At 72.6% G+C, this 16693-nt stretch carries 21 protein-coding genes and 2 pseudogenes; 17 read left to right on the top strand and 6 right to left on the bottom strand.

Annotated features, from left to right (window positions below; genetic code table 11):
* Positions 1-60 precede the first annotated feature (60 nt).
* Positions 61-369 carry a hypothetical protein gene (locus tag ACH4C6_RS07395; protein ID WP_398107547.1) on the top strand — a complete coding sequence of 103 codons (309 nt, stop codon included), beginning with the start codon at positions 61-63 and terminating at the stop codon, positions 367-369.
* Positions 370-559: 190 nt separating this feature from the next.
* Positions 560-1753, top strand: a complete 1194-nt coding sequence (locus tag ACH4C6_RS07400) for a lactonase family protein (protein WP_398107935.1) — start codon at positions 560-562, stop codon at positions 1751-1753.
* On the opposite strand, the gene ACH4C6_RS07405 is transcribed toward ACH4C6_RS07400, so the two are convergent.
* Together ACH4C6_RS07405 and ACH4C6_RS07410 are read right to left on the bottom strand one after the other, a co-directional pair.
* Entirely contained in the window at positions 1721-2449 is a 729-nt protein-coding gene (locus ACH4C6_RS07405; protein ID WP_398107548.1) for a DUF2470 domain-containing protein, read from the bottom strand. The two genes, ACH4C6_RS07400 and ACH4C6_RS07405, sit on opposite strands and share 33 nt — an antisense overlap.
* An 84-nt stretch (positions 2450-2533) precedes the next feature.
* The gene (locus tag ACH4C6_RS07410; RefSeq protein ID WP_398107549.1) at positions 2534-3142 is read right to left on the bottom strand and encodes a TetR/AcrR family transcriptional regulator; all 609 of its coding nucleotides are present in this window, start codon (positions 3140-3142) and stop codon (positions 2534-2536) included.
* A 109-nt stretch (positions 3143-3251) separates the two neighbouring features.
* On the opposite strand from ACH4C6_RS07410, the gene ACH4C6_RS07415 reads away from it, so the two are divergent.
* A complete protein-coding gene (locus tag ACH4C6_RS07415; RefSeq protein WP_398107550.1) occupies positions 3252-4751 on the top strand; it encodes a cytochrome P450 in 1500 nt (499 codons plus the stop codon).
* Here ACH4C6_RS07415 and ACH4C6_RS07420 read toward each other — a convergent pair.
* The 3 genes and pseudogenes from ACH4C6_RS07420 to ACH4C6_RS07430 all read right to left on the bottom strand — a co-directional run.
* Positions 4713-5555, bottom strand: coding sequence for a pentapeptide repeat-containing protein (locus ACH4C6_RS07420; RefSeq protein WP_398107551.1), 843 nt, complete (start codon positions 5553-5555; stop codon positions 4713-4715). The two genes, ACH4C6_RS07415 and ACH4C6_RS07420, sit on opposite strands and share 39 nt — an antisense overlap.
* A 13-nt stretch (positions 5556-5568) precedes the next feature.
* A pseudogene (locus ACH4C6_RS07425) lies at positions 5569-6541 on the bottom strand (sigma-70 family RNA polymerase sigma factor).
* Positions 6542-6578: 37 nt separating this feature from the next.
* Positions 6579-6692: pseudogene (locus ACH4C6_RS07430) on the bottom strand (PIG-L family deacetylase); the annotation flags it as partial.
* A gap of 39 nt (positions 6693-6731) precedes the next feature.
* Here ACH4C6_RS07430 and ACH4C6_RS07435 point away from each other — a divergent pair.
* Entirely contained in the window at positions 6732-8264 is a 1533-nt protein-coding gene (locus ACH4C6_RS07435) for a recombinase family protein (protein WP_398107552.1), read from the top strand.
* Between the two features lie 773 nt (positions 8265-9037).
* Here ACH4C6_RS07435 and ACH4C6_RS07440 read toward each other — a convergent pair.
* A complete protein-coding gene (locus ACH4C6_RS07440; RefSeq protein WP_398107553.1) occupies positions 9038-9862 on the bottom strand; it encodes a helix-turn-helix domain-containing protein in 825 nt (274 codons plus the stop codon).
* 149 nt (positions 9863-10011) lie between these two features.
* On the opposite strand from ACH4C6_RS07440, the gene ACH4C6_RS07445 reads away from it, so the two are divergent.
* The 13 genes from ACH4C6_RS07445 to ACH4C6_RS07505 all read left to right on the top strand — a co-directional run bounded on the left by ACH4C6_RS07445 (position 10012) and on the right by ACH4C6_RS07505 (position 16675).
* Positions 10012-10260: a helix-turn-helix transcriptional regulator gene (locus ACH4C6_RS07445; protein ID WP_398107554.1), complete on the top strand. Its 249-nt coding sequence runs from the start codon at positions 10012-10014 to the stop codon at positions 10258-10260.
* On the top strand, positions 10257-10442 hold the full coding sequence (locus ACH4C6_RS07450) for a hypothetical protein (RefSeq protein WP_398107555.1): 186 nt from the start codon (positions 10257-10259) through the stop codon (positions 10440-10442). The genes ACH4C6_RS07445 and ACH4C6_RS07450 overlap by 4 nt, the downstream gene beginning before the upstream one ends.
* Before the next feature lie 92 nt (positions 10443-10534).
* Entirely contained in the window at positions 10535-11488 is a 954-nt protein-coding gene (locus ACH4C6_RS07455; RefSeq protein WP_398107556.1) for a hypothetical protein, read from the top strand.
* Between the two features lie 44 nt (positions 11489-11532).
* Positions 11533-12102, top strand: coding sequence for a hypothetical protein (locus tag ACH4C6_RS07460; protein WP_398107557.1), 570 nt, complete (start codon positions 11533-11535; stop codon positions 12100-12102).
* Entirely contained in the window at positions 12099-12386 is a 288-nt protein-coding gene (locus ACH4C6_RS07465) for a hypothetical protein (RefSeq protein WP_398107558.1), read from the top strand. The genes ACH4C6_RS07460 and ACH4C6_RS07465 overlap by 4 nt, the downstream gene beginning before the upstream one ends.
* Complete coding sequence (locus ACH4C6_RS07470) at positions 12383-12898, top strand: hypothetical protein (protein ID WP_398107559.1); 516 nt, start codon at positions 12383-12385, stop codon at positions 12896-12898. The genes ACH4C6_RS07465 and ACH4C6_RS07470 overlap by 4 nt, the downstream gene beginning before the upstream one ends.
* On the top strand, positions 12892-13110 hold the full coding sequence (locus ACH4C6_RS07475) for a hypothetical protein (RefSeq protein WP_398107560.1): 219 nt from the start codon (positions 12892-12894) through the stop codon (positions 13108-13110). The genes ACH4C6_RS07470 and ACH4C6_RS07475 overlap by 7 nt, the downstream gene beginning before the upstream one ends.
* Positions 13111-13326 carry a hypothetical protein gene (locus tag ACH4C6_RS07480; RefSeq protein WP_398107561.1) on the top strand — a complete coding sequence of 72 codons (216 nt, stop codon included), beginning with the start codon at positions 13111-13113 and terminating at the stop codon, positions 13324-13326. It begins immediately after the preceding gene.
* 76 nt (positions 13327-13402) lie between these two features.
* Positions 13403-14026, top strand: coding sequence for a hypothetical protein (locus ACH4C6_RS07485; protein ID WP_398107562.1), 624 nt, complete (start codon positions 13403-13405; stop codon positions 14024-14026).
* Positions 14023-14238, top strand: a complete 216-nt coding sequence (locus ACH4C6_RS07490) for a hypothetical protein (protein ID WP_398107563.1) — start codon at positions 14023-14025, stop codon at positions 14236-14238. The genes ACH4C6_RS07485 and ACH4C6_RS07490 overlap by 4 nt, the downstream gene beginning before the upstream one ends.
* Positions 14235-14804 carry a hypothetical protein gene (locus ACH4C6_RS07495; protein ID WP_398107564.1) on the top strand — a complete coding sequence of 190 codons (570 nt, stop codon included), beginning with the start codon at positions 14235-14237 and terminating at the stop codon, positions 14802-14804. The genes ACH4C6_RS07490 and ACH4C6_RS07495 overlap by 4 nt, the downstream gene beginning before the upstream one ends.
* Positions 14805-15077: 273 nt before the next feature.
* Complete coding sequence (locus ACH4C6_RS07500; RefSeq protein WP_398107565.1) at positions 15078-15248, top strand: hypothetical protein; 171 nt, start codon at positions 15078-15080, stop codon at positions 15246-15248.
* Positions 15245-16675, top strand: coding sequence for a glycosyltransferase family 2 protein (locus ACH4C6_RS07505; protein WP_398107566.1), 1431 nt, complete (start codon positions 15245-15247; stop codon positions 16673-16675). Before ACH4C6_RS07500 ends, ACH4C6_RS07505 begins: the two co-directional genes overlap by 4 nt.
* The last annotated feature ends 18 nt before the right edge of the window (positions 16676-16693 follow it).

Here is a 16693-nt window from a genome sequence, read left to right on the forward strand (position 1 = left end):
CGGCGGGAAACATCTGAGTGCACAGGGGAGGCGGCAGCGGAGGCGGGCACTCGGCACGGCATGGACGACAACGACAGGCAGCAGATCGACGACCAGCAGAGCGGGACCGTCGAGCGGCTGGTGCGGGCATGGCTGGCCGAGACCGAACACCACGACGAAGACGCCGCCGGCAAGGCCCGTGCCGGCTGGGAACGGGGCTCCCTCCCCGAACCGGCCGCACAGGACCTGGCGACGTGGGTCACCGCACGGGTCACGGACACGGCGTTCAACGAGGACGAGGGCCCGGACGTCGAAGGCGACGTCCGGATCACCCCGGCCGACAAGGACACGGTCCACCGCTGGCTGCGGTCGCAGGGGCACGCGGTCTGACCGGGCCGGGAACCCGGCCGTCGCGGCCCGCCGGTCCGCGTGTGGCCGGCGTGGCCGTGCGGCGATCCGGGCCTGCCGGGTCCGGGCCAGGCCCTGCCCGAGCCGCGCCGCCCGGCGTTGTTGCACCCGGCGTGCGTTCCGCGCGAGGGTGGCTCTCGCGACGGCGGTGGCGGACGAGTCGAGGGGCGACATGGGCAGTGGTGGCTGGAGCAGGCGCCGGTTCGCCGGAGCGCTGGCGGGGGCGGCCGCCGCGGCGGTCCTGCCGTCCTGTGACGGCGGGGCGCGGTCCCCGGCCGCGGACGCCGGCGACCGGGACGCGAGCGCGAGCCCGTCCCGGGAGGCCCGGCGCCCCTCCGGCCCCCGGCCGCTCCTGATCGGCACGTACACCTCCGCCGAGGGCGGCGGCAAGGGGATCGCCCTGGCGGCGTACGACCCGTCGACCGGGCGGATCACCGGCAACGGCACCGTCGAGAACGTGGGCGACCCGTCCTACTTGGCGCTCCATCCGGACCGGCGCACGCTGTACGCGGTGAACGAGCGGGAGGACGGCGCCGTGACCGCCGTCCGGCTGGCCGACCACAAGGTCCTGGGCAGCCGGAGCACCGGCGGCGCGGCCCCCTGCCATCTGTCGGTGCACCCCTCGGGCCGCTGGCTGCTGAGCGCCAACTACGGCTCGGGCAGCGTGGCCGTCCACCCGATCGACCCGTCGGGGTCCCTCGGTGAGCGCACCGATCTGGTGACCCATGCGAGCCCGCCGCCCGGCCCCGGCCAGGACGGCCCGCACGCCCACCAGATCGTCACGAGCCCGGACGGCGGCCATGTCCTCGCCGTCGACCTCGGCACCGACACCGTGTACACCTACCGGCTCGACGAGCGGGCGGGCACGCTCGCCGAGGTCGCCCGGGCCCGGACCCCGCCGGGCGCCGGCCCGCGGCATCTGACCTTCCACCCCGGCGGCCGGTACGCCTACCTCGCCGACGAGGTGGACAACACCGTGGCCGTGTGCGCGTACGACCCGGCCACCGGGCGGCTGCGCGTCGGCGAGGCGCAGTCCACCGGCACCGGCCCGGGCACCAGCTACCCGGCGCAACTGCTGGTCACGGCGAACGGCCGGTTCGCCTATCTCGCCAACCGGGGTGACGACAGCCTCACGCGCTACGCGGTCGAGGGGGACGGCGCCCGGCTGAGGCTGCTGGACACGGTGCCGGTGGGCGGGGAGTTCCCGCGGCAGATCGCCCTCTCCCCCGAGGGCACGCTGCTGTTCGCGGCGAACCAGAAGTCCTCCACCGTGACCGTCTTCCACGTGGCCGAGGAGGACGGCGGACTGCGCCGGGCCGGGGAACCGTTCCCCTCAGCCGTCGCCGTCTGCGCGCTGCCGCTGTAGGGCACGCGGGCAGGACGCGGCGGCGGCCTGCCCGAGCAGCACGTGCATCCGCTCGGTGAGCTGCGCGACGTCGTCGGCGGGCGCGTGGAAGGCGAGCCGGACGTCGCCGTGGGTGCGGGCCCTCTCGATGCGCAGGGTCAGCCCGTGCCGGTCGACGGCGAGCGGCTGGACGCGCACCGCCCCGTGCAGGCTGTCGGGCTCGACGAGACGGGTGAGGCGCTCGACCGCGTCGGCGTGGCAGTCGGCGAGATGGGTCAGTAGCCGGGCCTCGGCCGTGGTGAGCGGGTCGGGCACGGCGGCGGCGAAGTCGCCGAGGTCCACGACCACCGCCCCGGACGTCCGGCGCAGCACCACCCGCGTCGGTGTGAAGGCCAGGCGGCCCTCCTCCACGGCGAACCAGCCGGCGAGCCACAACCGGGCGCGGACGCGGGTGCGTACGGGGACAGGGGCGACGTCGGCGAACTCCAGCACCGCGGACGGCTCGCCGCGGGGCGCGCAGATCGCGGCGGTGAGCAGGGCGCTGTCCCCCGGCACCTCCACGAGCACCCGGCCGTCGTCCGTGACCGTGTGCGCCCCGACCAGCTCCTCGCGCGTGCTCTCGGCGGTCACCGAGCAGGACCACGCGGCGGCGAGCACCGAGCGGGCCCGCTCCGCCGCCGAGGGAGCGGCCGTCCAGCTGTGCCTGTCGTCACCCATTCCAGACCTCCTTAGGTAAGGCTCACCTAACCTATCGGAGATCAGGGCGTGAGCCAACAAGGTCCGCCCGTCCCGGTGGGATCGTCAGGGGGTGAGAACACCCAGCAGGGCGCGGGCGCACACCTCGCGCACCTGGTCCCGGCTCACCTCCGTGCCGCGCAGCCACTCCAGGCAGACCGCCGTGGTGAAGGCCAGCCAGCCGCGCACGGCCAGGCGGACCTCGGGCCGCACGCCGACCTCGGGCCCGAACTCCGGGTCGGCTGCGAGCGCGGCGAGGATCTGCCGCTCCTGCGCGGCCAGCGCCCGCCGGTAGACGCGCCGCACCGCCTGGTCACCCGCCGCGTCGGCGCGGTGGAAGGCGCGGTACCCGTGGGCGTGCTCCCGCACGTACTCCAGGAACGTGTCGAGCCCCTCGGTGAGTTGCTCGCGCACCGGCCGGCCCGGCACCGCCGCGGTCATCCGCAGCATGCGCTCGCTCTCCCGCTCGACGACCGCCGCGAAGAAGTCCCGCTTGGTCGGGAAGTAGTGGTACAGCAGCCCGCGCGAGACCCCGGCGATCTCGGCCACCTGCTCGATCCACACGTCGTCGTACGGGCTGTCCGAGAACAGCCGCGCCCCCACCGCCAGAAGCTGCTCCCGGCGCTCCTGCGTGCTGAGCCGGCGGCGCGTGCGCCCGCCCTGGTTCGCGGCCATGCCCGCACTTTACTTGACGCCGGTTCAACAACGGCACCAGACTGAGGCGCGCTGTTGAACTCGCGTACAACACGGGCGAACAGGCCGCAGGAGCAAGGGAGATCGCGTCATGCCTCAGGCGCCGGAAGGGGCACGGCGGCCCAAGGGTTTCCGCAGTGCCGAGCTGGACTGGCCGGAACTGGACCGCATACCGCACCCGCCGCACCGCGTCCCGCTGCTCGGTGACGTGCTGGGCGTGAACCGGAGCACCCCGATCCAGGACTCGATGCGCTACGCCCACCGGCTCGGGCCGGTCTTCCGGCGCCGGGCGTTCGGCAAGGAGTTCGTCTTCGTCTGGGGCGGCCGGCACGCGGCCGACCTCGCGGACGAGTCGCGGTTCGCCAAGCACGTGGGGCTCGGGGTCGCCAATCTGCGGCCGGTCGCCGGGGACGGGCTGTTCACGGCGTACAACCACGAGCCGAACTGGCAGCTGGCGCACGACGTGCTCGCCCCGGGGTTCTCCCGCGAGGCGATGGCGGGCTACCACCCGATGATGCTGGCCGTCGCCGGGCGGCTGACGGAGCACTGGGACCGGGCGGCCGCGGCCGGCCGCACCGTGGACGTGCCGGGCGACATGACCAAGCTGACGCTGGAGACGATCGCGCGCACCGGCTTCGGCCACGACTTCGGCTCGTTCGAGCGCTCCCGGCCGCATCCCTTCGTCACCGCGATGGTCGGCACCCTGACCTACGCGCAGCGGCTCAACACCGTGCCCTTCCCGCTGGCCCCCCTGCTGCTGCGCGGCGCGAGCCGCCGCAACGCGGCCGACATCGCCCACCTCGACCACACGGTGGACGAGCTGATCCGGGCCCGGCGGGCGGGCGGACCGGGGGACGGCGACCTCCTCGACCGCATGCTGGACACGGCGCATCCGCAGACCGGTGAACGGCTCGCCCCGCAGAACGTCCGCCGTCAGGTCATCACCTTCCTGGTCGCCGGGCACGAGACGACCTCCGGCGCGCTCTCCTTCGCCCTGCACTACCTCTCCCGGAACCCGGGGGCCGCCGCCCGGGCCCGCGCCGAGGTGGACCGGGTCTGGGGCGACGCGGCGCAGCCCGCGTACGACCAGGTGGCGCGCCTGCGCTACCTGCGCCGGGTACTGGACGAGTCGCTGCGGCTGTGGCCCACCGCGCCCGCCTTCGCGCGGGAGGCGCGCGAGGACACGGTCCTGGCCGGGGAGCACCCGATGCGGCGCGGGGCGTGGGCGCTGGTGCTGACGCCCATGCTGCACCGGGATCCCGACGTGTGGGGCGCGGACGCGGACCGCTTCGACCCGGACCGCTTCGAGGCGGCGGCGGTACGGACCCGCTCGCCGCACACCTTCAAGCCGTTCGGGACGGGTGCCCGGGCGTGCATCGGCCGCCAGTTCGCCCTGCACGAGGCCACGTTGGTGCTGGGCCTGCTGCTGCGCCGCTACGAGCTGCTGCCCGAGCCGGACTACCGGCTGCGGGTGACGGAACGGCTGACGCTGATGCCGGAGGGCCTGCGACTGCGTCCGCAGCGCCGCACCGCGGCGGCGCCGGAGCGGGTCTCAGCGCCGCGCCTCCCAGTGCCCGGGGCGGGTGACTGAGCCGGGCAGCCGCGTCTTGGCGCTCCCCCGGGCCGCGTTCAGCTGCGGCTGGGTGAGGAAGAACGCCCCGGTCAGATCGGCGTCGGTCAGGTCGGCGTCCCGCAGGTCCGCCCCGATGAGGTCGGCGTCCCTGAGGTCGGCCCCGGTGAGGTCGGCGGCGATGAGGTACGCGCCGCGCAGACTGGCCCCGCGCAGATCGGCGCCCTTGAGGCGGGCGCCCATCAGGTCCGCGCCCCGGCGGTCCTTCCTGCGGCCCTTGACCCCGGCGCGGGCCAGCTCGCTCGTCCTCAGCAGCAGGACGTTGACCTCCTGGCGGTGGGCCGCCACGTCGAGCGCGGCGAGCTGCTCGGGACTCCCGCCGGCCAGTTCCCGGGTCCTGCGCAGCGCCTTGCGCACCTCGGGGTGCACCGGCCGGGCCGCGGGCAGGGTGAGCGCCTCGGTGAGGTACCAGAGCAGTTCGTGCAGCTGCCGGACGACCGGGAACACGTCGAACATGCGGCGGGCGTGCTCGGGCGGCCCGGCCCGCCACCCCCGCCCGCCGAAGGTGATCTGCGAGACCTGCTGCCCGGCGCCGAAGCAGTCGTAGACCGTGCAGCCGGTGAATCCCGTCTGCCGCAGCCGGGCGTGGATGCCGCAGCGGTGGTCCTCGCCGAGGTTGCGGCAGGGCGTGCCCGCGGCCTTGTCGACGGCGAAGTCGGCCGAGGCGGCGAAGGGCAGGGCGACGCAGCACAGCCCGAAGCACCGCTCGCAGTCGCCGCGCAGTTCCGCTCGCGCGGCGTGGGGATCTCGCATGCCGTTCAGCATACGAAACGACCGGTCACCGCTCGTCTGCCGGCTCCGGGTCCTCCGGCAGCCGTACGCGCTCCAGCCGCTCGGGGTCGGCCAGGACGTACAGGCCGGTGATGCGTCCGCCGTCGATCGTCACGCCCATGACCGAGCGCAGCCGGCCCCCGGGCGCGTCGACCACCCCGACCGCGCCGTTGACGAGCATCAGCTTCGCGGACCGCGCGATGCGGGCGAACAGCAGCGCCTGCTCCGCGACCGTCCTCGCGCCCCGCACCAGCTTGGAGGCGGCCGCACCGCGCACCAGCGCGCCGGAGTCGGCGCGCAGCACCACGTCGGGGTGCAGCAGCGCCAGCAGCGCCTCGAAGTCCCCGGCGCGTGAGGCCGCCAGGAAGGCGTCGAGCACCTCCTTCTGCCGCCCCAGGTCCGGTTGCGACGCCGGCGTGGCCCCGCGCACCCGGCGGCGGGCCCGGCTCGCCAGCTGCCGGGTCGCGGCCGGAGCGCGCTCCACGATCGGGGCGATGTCGTCGAAGGGCACGGCGAACAGGTCGTGCAGCACGAACGCGAGCCGCTCGTCCGGAGCCAGGTTCTCCAGCACCACGAGCAGGGCCAGGCCCACCGCGTCGTCCCGCAGGACCGCCTCCGCCGGGTCGGGGCCCGGCAGCGGTCCCAGCACCGGGTCGGGGACGAACACGGCCGGCAGGTCCGCCGAGTCGCCCATCGGGTCCTCACGGCGTGCCGCGCGCGAGCGCAGCAGGTCCAGGCAGATGCGGCCGGTGACCGTGGTGAGCCAGCCGCCCAGATTGCCGATGCCGTCGTCACCGGCCCGGCTGAGCCTCAGCCACGCCTCCTGGACGGCGTCCTCCGCCTCGGCCGGTGAGACCGAGCATGCGGTGGGCCACCGCCCTGAGCCGTCCCCGGTGCTCCTCGAAGCGGGCGGCGAGCTCCTCGCCGCCCGTCGTGGTCTCCCCCGTCGTGCTCTTTCCCGTCGTGCTCTTTCCCGCCATGGTCTCCCCCGTCATGATGCCGATCCTTCTCGTCAGGTCATCTGGCGAACACTTCGAACGCCACGGCCGGGCGGCCCCCGAACCGCTCCCCCATGGTCTGCGCGTGCTGCGTCAGGAAGCCGCGCACGTACGTCTGCGGGTCCTCGTCCGAGGGCCTTACGCAGGGACCTTTGTCGGGTACCGTCTGCCCATGCCCATCGCACCGGAGTTCCTGCACCTGGCCTACCCAGGCGAGCAGTTCAACGCTTACCTGTACGGCCGTGCCTCTCGCGACCCGAAGCGCAAGGGCCGCAGCGTCAAGTCTCAGCTGGACGAGGGCCGCGCGACGTGCCAGGACAACGGCTGGCCCATCGCCGGCACTTTCGAGGACGTCGACCGCTCGGCGTCCGCGTACGCGCGCAAGACCCGCGATGACTTCGAGGAGATGGTCAAAGGTATCGAGAACGGCGAGTGTCGCATCCTCGTCGCGTTCGAGGCCTCCCGCTACTACAGGGATCTCGAGGTCTACGTGCGGCTGCGCCGGCTGTGCATGGAGAACAACGTCCTGCTCTGCTACAACGGCCAGGTCTACGACCTCACCAAGAGCGCCGACCGCAAGGCCACCGCCCGGGACGCGGTCGACGCCGAGGGCGAGGCCGAGAGCATCCGTGAACGGAACCTGCGCACCACCCGCCAGAACGCCAAGCGCGGCGGTGCGCACGGCACCGTGCTCGACGGCTACCGGCGCCGCTACGACCCCGACACAGGCGACCTCGTCGCCCAGGTGCCCGACCCCGAGCGAGCCTCGCTGTGGATCAGTACGTTCCGGCGCGTGGCGGAGCTCGAGTCGCTGCGTTCCATCCTGATGGACCTGCGGGCGCGGGGCATCAAGACGCACCGAGGCAAGGAGTTCCAGGAGTACCACCTGCGCGAGGCCCTGCGGAACCGCGGCTACATAGGCCGACGCATGCACAACGGCGTCGACGTGGGCAAGGCGATCTGGCCTCCGCTGTCGGACGACGACACCAGTGCGGAGGAGTTCGTCGAGCTCTTCCAGCAGGTGCAGGAGGTCCTTAACACCCCCGGCCGCAACGCCTCCCCCGGCACCGGCCTGGCGCACCTGCAGACGCACATCGCGGTGTGCGGTGAGCACGCGGACGAGCCGCCGCTGCGCTGGCACAAGAACGCCGGCATCCCCTCCTACGGCTGCTCGACTCAGTTCGACACTTCCATCGCCGAGGCCCGCATGGACGCCTACGTGGAGGAGGGGGTCATCGCCTGGCTCGCGTCCGAGCAGGCCGCCGAGGCCTTCCGCCGCGGCCGTGACGACGACAAGAGCCGCAAGGCCCGCATCCGGCTGAAGACGCTCAACGAGCAGCTGGCGAACGCTCGCCGTATGGCGCGGACACTGCGCGCCGACGGCCGGGGCATGCAGCTGTCGATCGAGTCTCTCGCCGACCTCGAGGCAGACCTGCAGCCGCAGATCGACAAGGCCCGGGCAGAGGCCGATCCGGCACCGGACCTGCCGCTGCTGGGCCGGATGCTCGGCCGGCCGCGGCCCGACGTCGACGAGGCATGGAACACGCTGACCCTCGCGCGGCGCCGCACGGTGCTGCGCCGGGTGGTCACCATCCGCCTGTTCAAGGCGCGCACGCGAGGTGTGCGGGCCATCGAGCCCGGGCGCATCACGCTGTCCTTCTACGGCGAGCCCGGCTTCAAGCCGCTCAAGAAGGCGAGGACGTAGCCGCCCCCAGGCTGCCGCCTTACCGGCGGACGGGGGGCGGCAAAAACGTTACGGCACGGCCAGTGGCGCTGGCGGCTGCAGCGTCGGGTCGAGGAGCTCGCCAGGTGGCGCTGGCGGACACCGGAACCAGCACTGCAGGTACACCCCCTTGCACGACAGGGCGTAGAGCATGTCGTTCACGTCGTTCTGCAGCCTGTGCGTGCACTTGTCCTCGGTGACGAGGAAGATGCAGCTGCCAGCCTCCTCGACTGCAGCTACGAGCCATCCCGTTGGCAGGCTCGCTGCAGGAACGCGTTCCCACCGAGTGACCGAAAGCCAGTGCCCATCCGGCAGTCCAGGTCCATCGTGCCGCCAGGACCCGCTGGCGACTTGGTGGCTAGATATCAGCGTCAGCTGTCCCGTGAGGTCCTCATCGATCTCGGGCGGCGAAAACAGCACGTCCACCCGGCCACGAGGGCGGGAGCGCATGCTGACCGTGCAGCCCGGATCCAGCTCTCCAGTCTGCGCCGGCCGATACTGCACGTGCATACGGGGCGTGTAAGACACACAGCCTCCTTGAGCTGCCACACGGCCGCACCACACAAGGGAAGGCCGCGCGTAATCGAACGGTTTCGCTGCCACGCGAGGAGGAGTCATCATGCACACGACCGACTACTTTTGGCCACGGTGTAACTACGGTTAGCCCAGACGGGTTATCCGAAACGTTGAAGAGTCAGGCAAGTTGCAGTGGCGGAAACCGGGACCTCGGCCCGGAAGACAGGTCAAGCGCCCCGTTACTGCCGCGGCGCGCGCCGATACTTCTGCATGAGGACCTCGAGCTTCTCGCGATCCTCAGCGCTCACGGGCCCGACGCCTAGCGCCCTGGACTGTCCGTCCCGGCTCCACAGGCTGTAGACGTTCATGAACTGGACGCCTGCCGCCTCCTGGAGGCGCGCCGGATCTAGGTGCAGGGCGTACACCAAGGCGTCCAGTTGCGGATACTCAGGCAGCTCGTCGGGCGCGAGCGTCGCACGTTCGAGGCGGTCCAGCCAGTCGGCCTCGAGCCCCGCCACAGCTCCGGGCGCACTGGCGGTGCGAGATGCAATCTCCTGCAAACTCAGCCCGGCGGCCAGCCGCGCCTCTCGCACCATGTCCGACAGATCGGTACGAGCCGGCGTCACATCTTGCGAGACGCGAGCCATCTTGGACGACTTCACCTCCTGCAGGTCTCGCAGCGCCAGCTCGACCGCCTGCGCGAAGGCTTCCACCGTGACACCCAACTCCAGGGCGGACGCCCGGATGACGCGCCGCAGGGCTTCGCTAGCCGATAGACCCTGCTCCTCGACTGATGGAGAGATCTCGCTCACCGGAGCAGCCCCGCGATCGGACGCCGGCGCGGCATCACCCCCGGCCAGGACCGCGTGCACACTTCCAGGACGCCACTGCAGGGCCATATCGAGCGCCTGGGCGGTCAGCTCGGTCGGACGGTAGTCACCGCGCCGAATGGCACGAAGAGCCGTGTACGAGATACCCGCCGCCTCGGCGACCTGACGCCAGTTCATGCGCAGCTCTAGGCGACGCGCGTTCATCGCCTGATCCAGCCGTTCGGACGGCTCCATTACCCGATTCCTCCGCACCGCAAGCCCGTGTGTGAAACGCAACTTTACGCAAGAGGGCGCAATGCTGCGCCCGCCCGAGCATCAAGGTTGCGGCAACTTTTCTTGCTCGCTTATTGCTTCTTGCGTCCTAAGTCGTTAGGTTGCGTCTCATGCCCATTGAAGCAAGAAGCCCAGTCAAGCAAGGACGGCTTCGCCGCGGCATGACTCTTCGGGATCTGGCCGAGAAGTGCGCTGCGGACGGTGTCCCTGTGGGCCAGTCGACGCTCAGCCGAATCGAACGAGGCAAGCAAGTGCCACGGCCCAGGCTCAGGAGCGTGCTCGCCACACTTCTGGACCTGGACGTGGAGGACCTCGAGCCGAGGCCGCGACCGGACGACAGGCCCGGGAGCCTCGCATGACACGCGAGGAACGGCAGCGGATCCTCAGCCCGGCGGAGATCGCCGACGCCCGTGCTCAGGCCGAGCGAGCTCTGAACACGGTCGGCATCCCGCAGCAACTGATCGAGTCGCTACGCCCGATCCTCGCGCCCGCTGCCGAGGCCAGCGCGCAAGAGGCCGCTACCCAGCCCGCGGCCGCCTGACCACACGAAGACGGGGCCGCGCCCGGCTCGACCCCGGAACGCGACCCCTACGGCACACCCACACCCAAACCCTAGGCAGAAGTGGATCACCCGTGACCACATACTCTCAGACCCCGCCCGGCGCGATGCCGCCCGAGGCGCCCTTCCCGGCGGTGCGGCCCCTGCACGAGGCCGCGTTCGCGACGTTCGGCCTTGCGGTGCCGGCACCCGCCGGACCGGCCGAGCCCGCCCACCAGCCCGCGACGGTGACCGAGGCGGCGGCCGCGGTGCTGCAGAAGACCATGGAGCGCGAGGGCGGCGCGACCGGCGCCGAGCTCGCCGAGGCCGAGCGCGCTGCTGGGATCCTGTTCGACCCGGCCCGTATCGAGGCCGTCGAGTCGGCCGCCCGCGAGCAGGCCTACGCCGAAGCCGCCGTGGACTTCGAGGGCGTGCGGGCCGAGCTGCAGGAAGCCCGCACGCAGCTCGCCCAGCTGGCGGGTGATCACCGTCGTCTGCAGGCCGTGATGCGGCTGTGCGAGGGACATCGTGGCGATGACCTGCTGCTGGTGTCCACCGTGGCGGTGGCCGCCGAATGCGGCACCACCGCCCTCGACGGCCTGCCCATGACGCTCACCTGGGATCGAACTGCAGACGTCCTCAGGTCCGCCGTCGACGTCCGGCGCGTCACCGTGCACTGCCAGTCGTCCTACGGCGGCCGCGCCGACCTGATCCTCCGTGGAGAGGACCGCACCGCGCTCGCCTCGCTCCTCGACCCGCAGGTGGTGGCTGACAACCACGCCACCTGCAGCACCGACAGGTGCGGCACCGCCGACGATTGGGACGCCTCCGACCCGGACGTGTTCGGCTGGATCTGCATCGAGGTCGCCGGCATCGACGGTGGCCCGCGCTGGTACTGCACCCCGCAGTGCGTCTCTAGCGCGCTGGTCGAGGCCGGGCGGGAGCTCGCCGCGATCGAGGATCAGGCCAAGGACCTCGTCCTTGTCGACCAGGACGAATACTCCGCTGAGTACGCCGGAGATGACCAGACGGCCGGCGGTGAGCAGTGACCTCGGCCCTCGAGACATACCTGGGGTGGGACACGCCCCAGCACATGAAGGGCTGCAAGCGGCCTGCCTGGTCGGTGGACGTGCGTACCGACGACGGCGAGCTTCGCGGACGACATGGCGGCGAGGCCCACGCGTGCTGCAACGAGGACTGCGACCACGGCGACCGCTACGAGCGCACCACGGTGCGTATCGTGTGCCGCTCCTGCCATGCCGGCCTCCTCGTCGAGGGCGAGAACGCCTCCGTCTCCCGCGGGGCGCACGCCGTTCAGGGCTACGGGAAGCCGCCGCGCACGATGGCCGGTCTGCTGCTATGGCCGGGTGAGCCGTGGCTGGACTTCGGCCGCCTCACCAGTGATGAGCCGTTCGACTTCGTCGTCACCCGCAAGGGCGTGAGCCGGGTGACGGAGGCCGATGTCGTCGGGGTCATCACTCAGGGCCGCGGCAAGCGCCGCGGCATGATCTGGCGGGCGGCCGCCTGGCCTACCCCGGCCAAGTACGGCCGGCTCAACTGGGGCATCACGAACGAGGCGACGCCCGCCCGCACGGTCGCCGCGGCCGCCAAGTGGATCGCCGCCCGGCTCGCCGAGCAGCAGGCGGGCGGTGACTCCGCATGAGCGTCCCTCACCTCAGCCCGCACCCGCGGGCGAGGCAGCCCGTCACCGTCGACGCCGAGCTGCACATGACCGTTCCCGGCCCCCACCAGTTCGTCATCGAGGACTGGGCGGATCGCGTCTTCGGCCAGTCGTGGATGTCCATGAACGGCAACCCCGCGGCCCTGATCTACGCGATGCGGTCGGCTACGGCTGGGCTGCCCATGGACGACGAGGTCGTGTATGGCAAGTCACTCTCGGGCCGGGGCCACCTGGTCCACGTCCGCGAGATCGGCGGTGCGCAGTGACCGCCGTCAACGAGGCCCGCGCCGGCCTGATCGGGAAGAGCACCCGGGACAGGAAGCTGTCCGTGGGCGAAGCCACCCGCATCCTGGTCCTGCCGCAGCTGCCCTACGCCGACGCCGTGCACGCCGCGCTGCGCGCGGTGTCACTGGAACCGGCCTGCTTCGAGGCCGGGTTACGGCGCGGCCGCACCGGCACCCCGGAGCTGTACGTACGGGCCGTGTGGCCGGCCGGTTCCCCGGCCCTGACCGACGCGGCTCGGGCAAACGGGCTGACGGTGGCCTGGTCGCACGTGACCGGCTGGTCCGCGCACGACGCCGAAGAGCACTGCGCTCTGCTCGACGTCGACGCGCTCGCCGCGCCGGAGCTGGTTGCCGACGCCGCCCGCCACTACGCCCGCCGCGGCCTCGACGAGACCCGGCCCTGGGTACCGCCGGCCGACGGCCGCTGGTCGGAGGCCGTGTACCTCGACATCGCTCTGGCCCGCTTCGAGGAGCGGACGGACCATCCGTGGTGATCCTGCTGCTGGTCTGCTGCTACGGCGTCGGCATCGCGGTCGTGTTCACGGTCGCGATCGTCGCCGACCACCTGATCGACCGCCGCAAGCGCCCGCCGGAGCGCTGGTGCGTCCCGATCCCGGGCCAGTTCCCCGCCTACGTCCGCCAGGACTACGCCCGAGCCCGCCAGGCCCGAGCCACCCGCCACCGCCTCAGCACACCGGAGGAGTAGATGCCCCGCACCGGGATCGTCGTCGAGGCCGCCATCGTGGTCCTCGCCGACAGCCTCGCCCGCGAACTGCCCGGCCTGGACCAGGCTGAGATCCGCCGGATCGCCCGCGCGCAGACCGCGGAGATCGTCGGCGCCGGCTACCGCATCACGGTCCCGGTCGAGGCCCTGCCCGCCACCGTGCGCCGCCTCAAAGCCCAGCGCGAACGCACCTCCTGATCCCCGGGCGGGCGGCCCGTGACCTGACAACCGTGCCGCCCGCCCGGCCACCAACCACCCTCTCTGGAGTACCACCGTGCGTCCCACCGTGCGGCGCGATGACCCGCGCCTGCAGATCATTACCGAGACCCTTCAGAAGCTGATCCCCGGCGCCACGCCAGCGTTCCTGTCCGTGGACGTCATCGAGGCGCTGCCCGGCCCGGGCGAGCCCTGCAACCGGTGGACCGGCACCCCGGCCGGGCTCGCCGAGCGGATCTATACCGCCCTGTACGGCCGCCCCGGCCGCCCGCGCCCGGATGAGCAGCTCAGCCCCCTGGAGCGTGCTGAGGACGCCAAACGGCGCCGGGACCTCGACGGCGAGATCTCCGCGCTCGTGCAGGGCCACACCGCGCTCACCTCCGCGCCCTGGTACCCGGCCCGCCCCGGCGACCTGGTCCACGTCCACTACGAGGCCGGCGGCACGGTGCCCGCGTTCGGCGAGACGTACCTCATCGCGGCCGGCATCAGCGAGGGCTTCCTGAGCATGCAGATGCTCGCCCACACCCTGCCCGCCGATACCGAGTTCCTCGACGGCATGGTCGGCTGCTTTGCCGTCAAGGACGACCCCGACCCGCTCATGGAGCTGTGGTTCGAGGCCGGCCCGCACACGCTGACCATCATCCGCGACGGACGCCCCGTGCACATCGGCGGCGCCCGGTGAGCGACATCCAGTACGCCAAGGGCGATGACCCGTACGCCAATTCGCCGGAGGCCGGAGACGACAGCGCCTGCGACTGCCACGGCGCCTGGCATGCAAGGTTCCAGCACTGTGTGGACTGGCCCTGCCCCGGCTGCGACCCGTACCGCATCTGCTCGGCCGAGCCCGGCGTGGCGGATGTCGAGGACGACGAGCCGGACGGGGTGGCGCAGTGACGCGCGCCGACCGCCTCGAGCTGGTGCGCCAGTTGCGAGTCGAGGGCTTGAGCCAGCGGGCGATCGCCAAGCGGCTGAAGGTGTCCAAGGACACCGTCCGCCGTGACTTCGACCTGCTGGACGCCGAGGATGCGCCAGGTGGTGAGCCGGGCGATGAGCCTCCCACGAGCCCGGACGATCCGGGTGCGCCGCAGGTCACGGCAGGCGACCGACCGGAAAGCGAAGCGGACGGTGCGCCGGGCGATGAGCCACCCGGTGAGCCGGTGGCGCAGCTGCCGCGCCGGGAGCCGGGTGGGCGGCTCGTCGTCGACCTGGCCGGCCGGTCGGGCCTGCGCCGCGACCTGGCCGATCTCGGCGCGCACATCGATCGCAGCCCGCAGGACCTGGTCGAGATGGCCGTGCACGCCCTGGCGGTCGGCTACCGGCAGGGCGTGAAGGCCGGGGACGTCCTGCCCGGCCGGCCATTCCAGATCACGCGTGTGTCGGTGGCGTCGCTGGGCCTGCCCGGCCGACGTATCCCGGCCATGCGTACCGCCCCGGCCGCACCCGACGGGGGCGGGCAGTGACCGGGCCGGCCGCCCCGCCTCCCCCTGCCCCGGGGCGGCCGGCCCCCATCTCCTACCCGTGGCGGTCCGGGCAGCCGGTCCCGCCCTGCCAGGTCCCGACCGGCTGGCACTCCCTCACGAGGGCGCGCCTGTACGTGTCCGGGTGGCTGTGCGACCGGCACAGCCCCTGGCACCGCGCCGGCCGCCCCGACCCCACAGCACGACCCACCCGCCCGGGCGGACAGCCGCCCGGGCCCACCACCACTCACATCACCGAACAGGAAACCGACTCTCGTGTCTGACAACGCCCAGCTCGCCCGTACCGGCACCGCCGGAGCTCTCGTCATCGGCACCACCGTCGTCACCGGCTACTGGCTGCTCGCCGTGGCCGCCGGCCTGGTGGTGGTCGGCGCGATCGTGCTGCGAGTGGGCTTCCGCCGCGGCAAGAGCGCGGGCCAGCAGTGACCGGCCAGCGCACACCCTTGGACGCCCGGGTGCACCGCTCGGGCACCGTCCTCGCCGCGGCGATCACGCTCGTCGCCGCGGCGGTGTGGGCCGGCCACCACGGCCTGCAGGCCGCCACCCACGGCGACGCCACGGGCAGCCGCCTGGCCGCCGTGTGGACCGTCACCTTCCTGATCCTGCTGGCCAGCACGCTCATGTACCACCTGGAGCGGCCCCGCCGGGTCACCGCCCGGGCCCGCCGCCGCCTCGACGCGCTGCACGTCGCGGTCCTGCTGCCCGTCTACAACGAGGACGAGGGCTACCTGTACCTGGGGCTGGAGTCGTTCCTGACCCAGACGCGCCGCCCGGACTCCGTGCACGTCGTCGACGACGGCTCGACCTCGAGCGACTACGCCCAGGTGCGCGGCTGGTGGCTGCGCCACGCCCGCGAGGCCGGCATCGCCACCACATGGCAGCGCACGGCCAACGGCGGCAAGCGCCACGCCCAGGCCGCCGGCGTCGCCGTGTCCCCGCACGCGGACGTCTACGTCACGGTCGACTCCGACTCGTGCCTGGCACCCAACGCCCTCGAGGAACTGCTCAAGCCGTTCGCGAAGGCGCGGGTGCAGTCGGTCGCCGGGATCGTCCTGGCCACCAACCACCGCACGAACCTGCTGACGAGGGTGACCGATCTGTGGTTCACCACCGGGCAGCTCACCGACCGCTCCGCGCTATCCGCGATGGGCGCCGTCCTGGTCAACTCCGGCCCGCTCGCCGCCTACCGGGCGCCGGTGGTGCGCGACAACCTCGACTCCTACCTGGGCGAGACCTTCCTGGGCCGTCCGGTGATGTTCTCCGACGACTCCCTGCTGACCCTGTACGCACTGCTGCGCGGCCGCACGGTCCAGCAGCCGTCCGCCGTGGTGTTCACCGCGCTACCGGAGAAGGCCTCGCACTTCCTGCGCATGTACATGCGATGGATGCGCGGCTCCACCATCCGGTCGGTGTGGCGCATGCGCTACCTGCCCCTGACCGGCTGGGCCTACTGGGCGCACCTGCTCAGGTGGTTCCAAGTCGCTTTGTCGACGGTGGTCATCGGCTGGCTGCTGGTCGTCGAGCCGCTGCGCTACGGCCACACCCCGCCCGCCTCCTTCCTGGTGGTGCCGTTTCTGATCGGCTGGGCGCAGGCCCTGCGCTACCTCAGCGTCGTCCGCTCCGACGAGCGCATGCGGGCCCGGGCGGTGACGTGGCTGCTGATGCCGCTGGCCGTGATCGGCGCCTGGACGGTGCTGCGCGTCATGCGCTGGTACGGCGCCGCCACCTGCGCCCGAACGGGCTGGGGGACGCGCCAGAACGGCGCCGAGGTCTCCCTGACCACCACCACGCCACCGACGGCCGAGCCGGACGCCGAGACCACCCTGCAGCTCGCCCTGCCCACCGCCCGCTGACACCGGCCGGGCCCCGCC

The organism is Streptomyces sp. NPDC017943 (genome assembly GCF_044328425.1).
In the GTDB taxonomy this organism is placed as follows: Bacteria; Actinomycetota; Actinomycetes; order Streptomycetales; family Streptomycetaceae; genus Streptomyces; species Streptomyces djakartensis_A.